The 4,808-nt window shown below is 58.2% G+C and carries 4 protein-coding genes and 1 tRNA gene; 2 read left to right on the top strand and 3 right to left on the bottom strand.

From position 1 onward, the window contains the following. The first annotated feature begins 9 nt into the window (after positions 1–9). Positions 10–83 (top strand) — tRNA-Asp (locus SGJ19_06610). A gap of 162 nt (positions 84–245) precedes the next feature. Here the strand turns inward: SGJ19_06610 and SGJ19_06605 are convergent. Further along, positions 246–740, bottom strand: coding sequence for a hypothetical protein (locus tag SGJ19_06605; protein ID MDZ4779904.1), 495 nt, complete (start codon positions 738–740; stop codon positions 246–248). Then, positions 737–2,122 (bottom strand): hypothetical protein, encoded by a 1,386-nt coding sequence (locus SGJ19_06600; GenBank protein ID MDZ4779903.1) that lies wholly within the window; start codon positions 2,120–2,122, stop codon positions 737–739. The genes SGJ19_06605 and SGJ19_06600 overlap by 4 nt, the downstream gene beginning before the upstream one ends. Here SGJ19_06600 and SGJ19_06595 point away from each other — a divergent pair. Continuing rightward, entirely contained in the window at positions 2,084–2,455 is a 372-nt protein-coding gene (locus SGJ19_06595) for a hypothetical protein (protein MDZ4779902.1), read from the top strand. The two genes, SGJ19_06600 and SGJ19_06595, sit on opposite strands and share 39 nt — an antisense overlap. Before the next feature lie 802 nt (positions 2,456–3,257). On the opposite strand, the gene SGJ19_06590 is transcribed toward SGJ19_06595, so the two are convergent. Continuing rightward, complete coding sequence (locus tag SGJ19_06590) at positions 3,258–4,487, bottom strand: tyrosine-type recombinase/integrase (GenBank protein ID MDZ4779901.1); 1,230 nt, start codon at positions 4,485–4,487, stop codon at positions 3,258–3,260. Positions 4,488–4,808: the final 321 nt, after the last annotated feature.

Genomic DNA, 4,808 nt, shown 5'->3' with positions numbered 1-4,808 from the left:
CAGAAAAAAGGGCGCGTAGCTCAATTGGTTAGAGTACCGGACTGTCGATCCGGAAGTTGCGGGTTCGAGTCCCGTCGCGCTCGCTCAACGAAAGCCCTCATAATCCTTGTGGTTACGAGGGTTTTCGCACGTTTTGGGGCATCGAACCGGTCGCCCAAAGCGCCCCTAAAGTGGTGCGCATGGTCGCTGAGATAGCGCTTGGTGCGCACTACTTTGCGCCCCACAACATTTCCCGACCCCTATCCCTACGGCGAGCGGTTCTCCCGGATCAACGGCCGTGTTCCCGGCTCGCCGGGCGGTGTCGGCGGCGCGGGTAGGTCGAATATCCGGGCGTCGAGGGTGTGACTGCTAAGCCATGCTGCATCCCTGATCTCAATCGCCCCGCTGGCGGGTTCCATGACTCTGATGCCTGTCCCATCATCGCCACCGTAGCGCACAACATGCAAACCGCCACTAGCCTCCCTCGTGAACAGCAGAACGAACTTACCAGCATCAACTTCCGCTTGAAGTTTCGCCGTGCCAACTTGTGAAGTCACCTTCACCGGCTTACCGACAACCTTCTCCAAGAGAAGTTCAAGATGGTCGGGAACCCAGATGGTTCCGTTCGACTCGATAGTCGCCACTCCGCGCCTAATGATCTCGGCCTCATCAAGCCGCTCGGACGGCCATGCGTCGGCGAAGACCGATTCAAGACAGGCAATGCAGCAAGACTGCTCCGATGTCTGATTAACGGGCGTCATGCAGCCTCCACGAAATCTCTCGACCAGCCGAGCAACTCTCCCTTATTCGAAAGCACTGACTCAGCAACAAGCTCGCGCAGTTCGAACAAGAATTCGTTCGTGTCCGGCCCCGGCATTTCGTTGGGGACAGGTGCGGCGGATTCGTACAGCCCCATGATGTCCCTTGCACGGACGCGGGTCGAGCCGGTCCCTCGATGCTCGTATGCCTCATTCCAGCCGCTGATACGCTCTTCAAGCACGCGCTTCGTGGACAATTCGTGTAGGCGTCGAAAGACCTCCTGACGAATAGCATCAATTGCTTGAGCCTTCTCGGCATCTTTGTTTTCCGGGGGCGGCGACGGGTTCCATTTCAGCGGCTCGGAGAGGAATGAACTGATCTGTGCTTGTAGCAGACGGATCAGGTCCGCGACGGGCCGCAGCGAGTCGTACTCATCAACCTTGAAAACGCCCAGACGGCGGGTCAGCGCCTTGATTCGCGTCCAATGTTCCGGGGCCACGCCTGATCTCGACCCCATGCCGAGCAACCCCTTCCAACGGTCGTGAAACTCCTGCGTGGCGCGTTGGATCGCCAGCACGAGGTTCGCCACGTCGTAGATGGGATGGTACTGAGGCGCGGGGGGCGAAATGATCGAACTTTCGAACATCTTCAGCATTCGCTCGAACTGGTCCTTCGTCAGCTTTCCGCCACCTCTCAACGGCTGGTGAATCTTCGCGAGAAACGCCAGCCGCTCGGGAATCAGGCGCTTCAGTGCCTGCTCTGCCTCACGCCCTGACTGCTTTCCAATCGCTTGCGCCGCGTTGTAGAATGATCCGACGACGTGGTCCTTCTTCGCCTCAACGCCCATCAAGTTGTCGCCTTTCACCTCGTCGAAGTGTGTGAAGCAGACGACAAGTTTGCCCTCGTGACCGCTTGACACTACGGTGGACAGCACCGCCACCGCCGCAGCTTGCATTGGCTGCGCTGCGTTGTCCACGAGCACGATTACGTCGGCACTTTGAAAACGACGGGTAATTCCGGTCGAAATGGAGGACGTGGAGTCTGCCGTGTGGCCGATGCCCTGAGCATCCATGAGCACGAGCTTTGGAACCTCTCCATCGCTCCACTGCGGGCTGAACGGTCCGGCTACGCGGATGCCGTCAACGATGGGCGTCAACAGTCGGCCGAAGTTCGGCGCGAAGTTGCTTGAGAAGCGGTTGACTGCACGGATGAATTCTGAGCGGTTCGCATGATTCGTTTCGTAAGTCCAGACTTCCGGCCACTTTTCGCGGCCACGTCGAAGCTCACCCTCGGTCACGTAGTCGAATCGGGATTCAACCTCGTCGAGCACCGCGTCCACTACTTGGTGAAAGTTCTCCTTCTGAAGAAGTTGCTCTTCGACCAACTCCTGCAGCACATCGCGGTCCTGCTTGGTGGTCTTAGACAGATCGATTTGGAAATCCCGCGCTGCCGCCTCGAAATCGCTTCTCGATGCTTGCGCCAACTCGGCGATATCGCTAAGGAACCCGCGCAGCGTTTCGGCGTTCTCATGCCTTTCGGAGTCGGTCACCTCGGCTTCACCCGCGATCTCGCTTTCACTTTCGTCCTCGTCGAAGAGTCCCTCGCCATTCTCTCGCTGTGGGTTGATGCTTCCGAGGATGTAACTCAGGCGAAATCGCTGCTCGCCATGTTCCATGAATCGTCGTGCGACTTCAGACGAGGGGCTACCGTCGAGTAGCGCAGTTACCGCTGCGATCACACTCTCCATGATGTATTGCCGGACCTGATTGCGGGGAATGAACGAAACGACCGCTTTGAAATCGCCCTCGGTCATGACGATCTCGATGTCGGCAATGGTCGTCTTCGCTGCCGAGGTAGACGGGAAGCGTTCAGTCGCCGGGTCTGTCCCGAGGAACTGCCGCACGACCGTCGTCTTTCCCGCGCCCGTTGTCCCGACAAACTGGACTCTCGCGAATCCGTCATCGCTCGTCGGTAGGGGGAGCACCCGTTCGCGCTCGGCCCAGCCGTCCTGACGGTCGGGTTCGAGGTGGTCGTAGAATGCCGCGACCACGTTGGGATTGTAGGATGCCTCGGCTTTCGACTTCGCCGCGAGGGACCAATACTCCGCATCGCCGAGGACTCTGTTCAATTGATCAACGAGTCGCTGCGCTTCAGCGTCATCCCGTGTCCCCAACCCTCGCCGAACGCGCAACTTCTGTTTCCCGTCTGCCGCCTTCGCGACCGGATGTCTGAAGATCACGCACCAGCCGGATCGCCCCTTGCTCAACGTAGCTCTTAGTTCTGCCATAGTTCTTACTCCTTGTTGTTCCAGCGTTGTTCCGGAATAATAACTCGGCTATGGGCGATTGCAAGAGAAAAATCGGAACAACGTCGGCACAACGTCCTAAATCGAAGTTAAGTACATAAAAACGATGAACTTATGTCATAGCCAATGTTTCGTACGGGTGGATGTGACGGGCACTGCCAGCAGCGGAACGGCTGCGCTGAAGCACGGTTGGCCCGAGCACGATAATCATCACTCAACGGGCCTTGCATGCTAGTGCTGCCGGAACCAGCGTAGGACCCTCATCCAGCCATCCGAAATCCTCAATCCGCATGTTCCGACTGTAGTTACTGACCATCCGGAGGTCGGACAGCCGAGCCAACAGTTGCACGCGCTTTGGTTTCAGGCCGTAGACATCGAGCCACCACGTGATTGCCGTCGAGCGAAAGGTGTGAAAGTCGCGAACTTCGCCGCCCGGCAATTTCAGGGGAACACCCGCGCCCGCCAGATCAAGTCGCAGCATGTCCATAACCGCGCCGCGCGTCGCCGGAAACGGAAAGATCGGATCGTCCGGTTCCAGCTTTGCGACGTGCCGCTTGAGAAGCATAGCGAGTTCGACCCCGATTGGCAGTTCGCCCTTCCGCTTGTTCTTTGCGTCACGGGCTTTCAGTGCAACCACGGCGGGCTTCTCATCAAAGTACAAGTTGTACACGCGAAGACGCCTGAGTTCCTTCTGCCGGTAGGCGGTGTTGACGGCGGTCAAGTAGATCAGCTTGCGATCCTGTGCCGTCCATCGGGATCGCTGACAGTTGTAGGTCTCGAACGAATCGAGGTACGCCATCAGACTGCGGAACTCCTTAACGGTCAGCGGCTGGCGCTCGTATTCGATGTCAGCAGTCGGACTGGGCAAAGGCATGTCCGCGAGCGGGTCGGCCAGTTTCAACTTTTTCGAGAGCCAGCAGGTAAAATCTTTGATCGCGATGCCGTAGCTCCGACGGGTCGTCATCGAAATCGGTTTCTTGACCTTACGAGATTCGATCTTGAACCCGTTGATCTTCTCGGTCACTGTGTCCGGATCGAAACCCCTGAAATCGACCGCGCCGACTGCTCTCACAACCCGCTCCGCTTTGCCCGCCTGCTGATCGGCATGATCGCTGCCGTTGTTGTTCCGGCCACGGACGACCTCGCGCCACAAGCGCACCAATTCATCCATTCCTTTGCTGCGTTCGATTTGTGCCGAGGGAATGAGGCCGAGTTCGCTAAGCCGAGCCGCGAATTCGGACTGAAGGTTGGCGATCCACGTTGAAAGGATGGCCGGGGGCGGGTCGCCTGCTGCCTTTGCCTTGACGAGCATCTCAATGCGCTCGCCGATGGCGCGTGCGGCAGGTTCCTTGCGATCACCAGGAACCCTGACGATCTTGCCGTCGTGGTTGCGGAAGCGGATGTCCCACTTCAGCTTTCGACCTGTTGGTTCCACGAGGTGCATAAGGACTACCGACCCCCGCGCGAGTTGCGGCGGATGAACGAATCGAGATCAATTTGCTGAATACGAATGACCGTGCGCCTGCCGGACTTGATGAAGGCACGTGGGCCTTCACCATCACGAATCCACCGAGCGAGAGTCGCGTGATGCACGCCGACGTGTTTTGCTGCTTCGCGCAGACTTAGTGCCTTCATTCTTACTACGCTTCGCGGGCTTAGCTGTGGTAACTAGTACTACAGTAGCGCATCGTATTTTCGTCTCGCGTAGTGGCATCGCTTTGCGATGGCCTGGTGTTCGCGTCGCCAGGTAGACCACAGCATGGTT

It is taken from the genome of Planctomycetia bacterium, assembly GCA_034440135.1.
Taxonomy (GTDB): Bacteria; Planctomycetota; Planctomycetia; order Pirellulales; family JALHLM01; genus JALHLM01.
This window is presented reverse-complemented; position numbering and strand designations above follow the sequence as displayed.

What these genes read in the sequence shown, in the direction of transcription:
- SGJ19_06605 (MDZ4779904.1), bottom strand. Translation starts at nt 740, where the DNA reads ATGACGCCCGTTAATCAGACATCGGAGCAGTCTTGCTGCATTGCCTGT.
- SGJ19_06590 (MDZ4779901.1), bottom strand. Translation starts at nt 4,487, where the DNA reads ATGCACCTCGTGGAACCAACAGGTCGAAAGCTGAAGTGGGACATCCGC.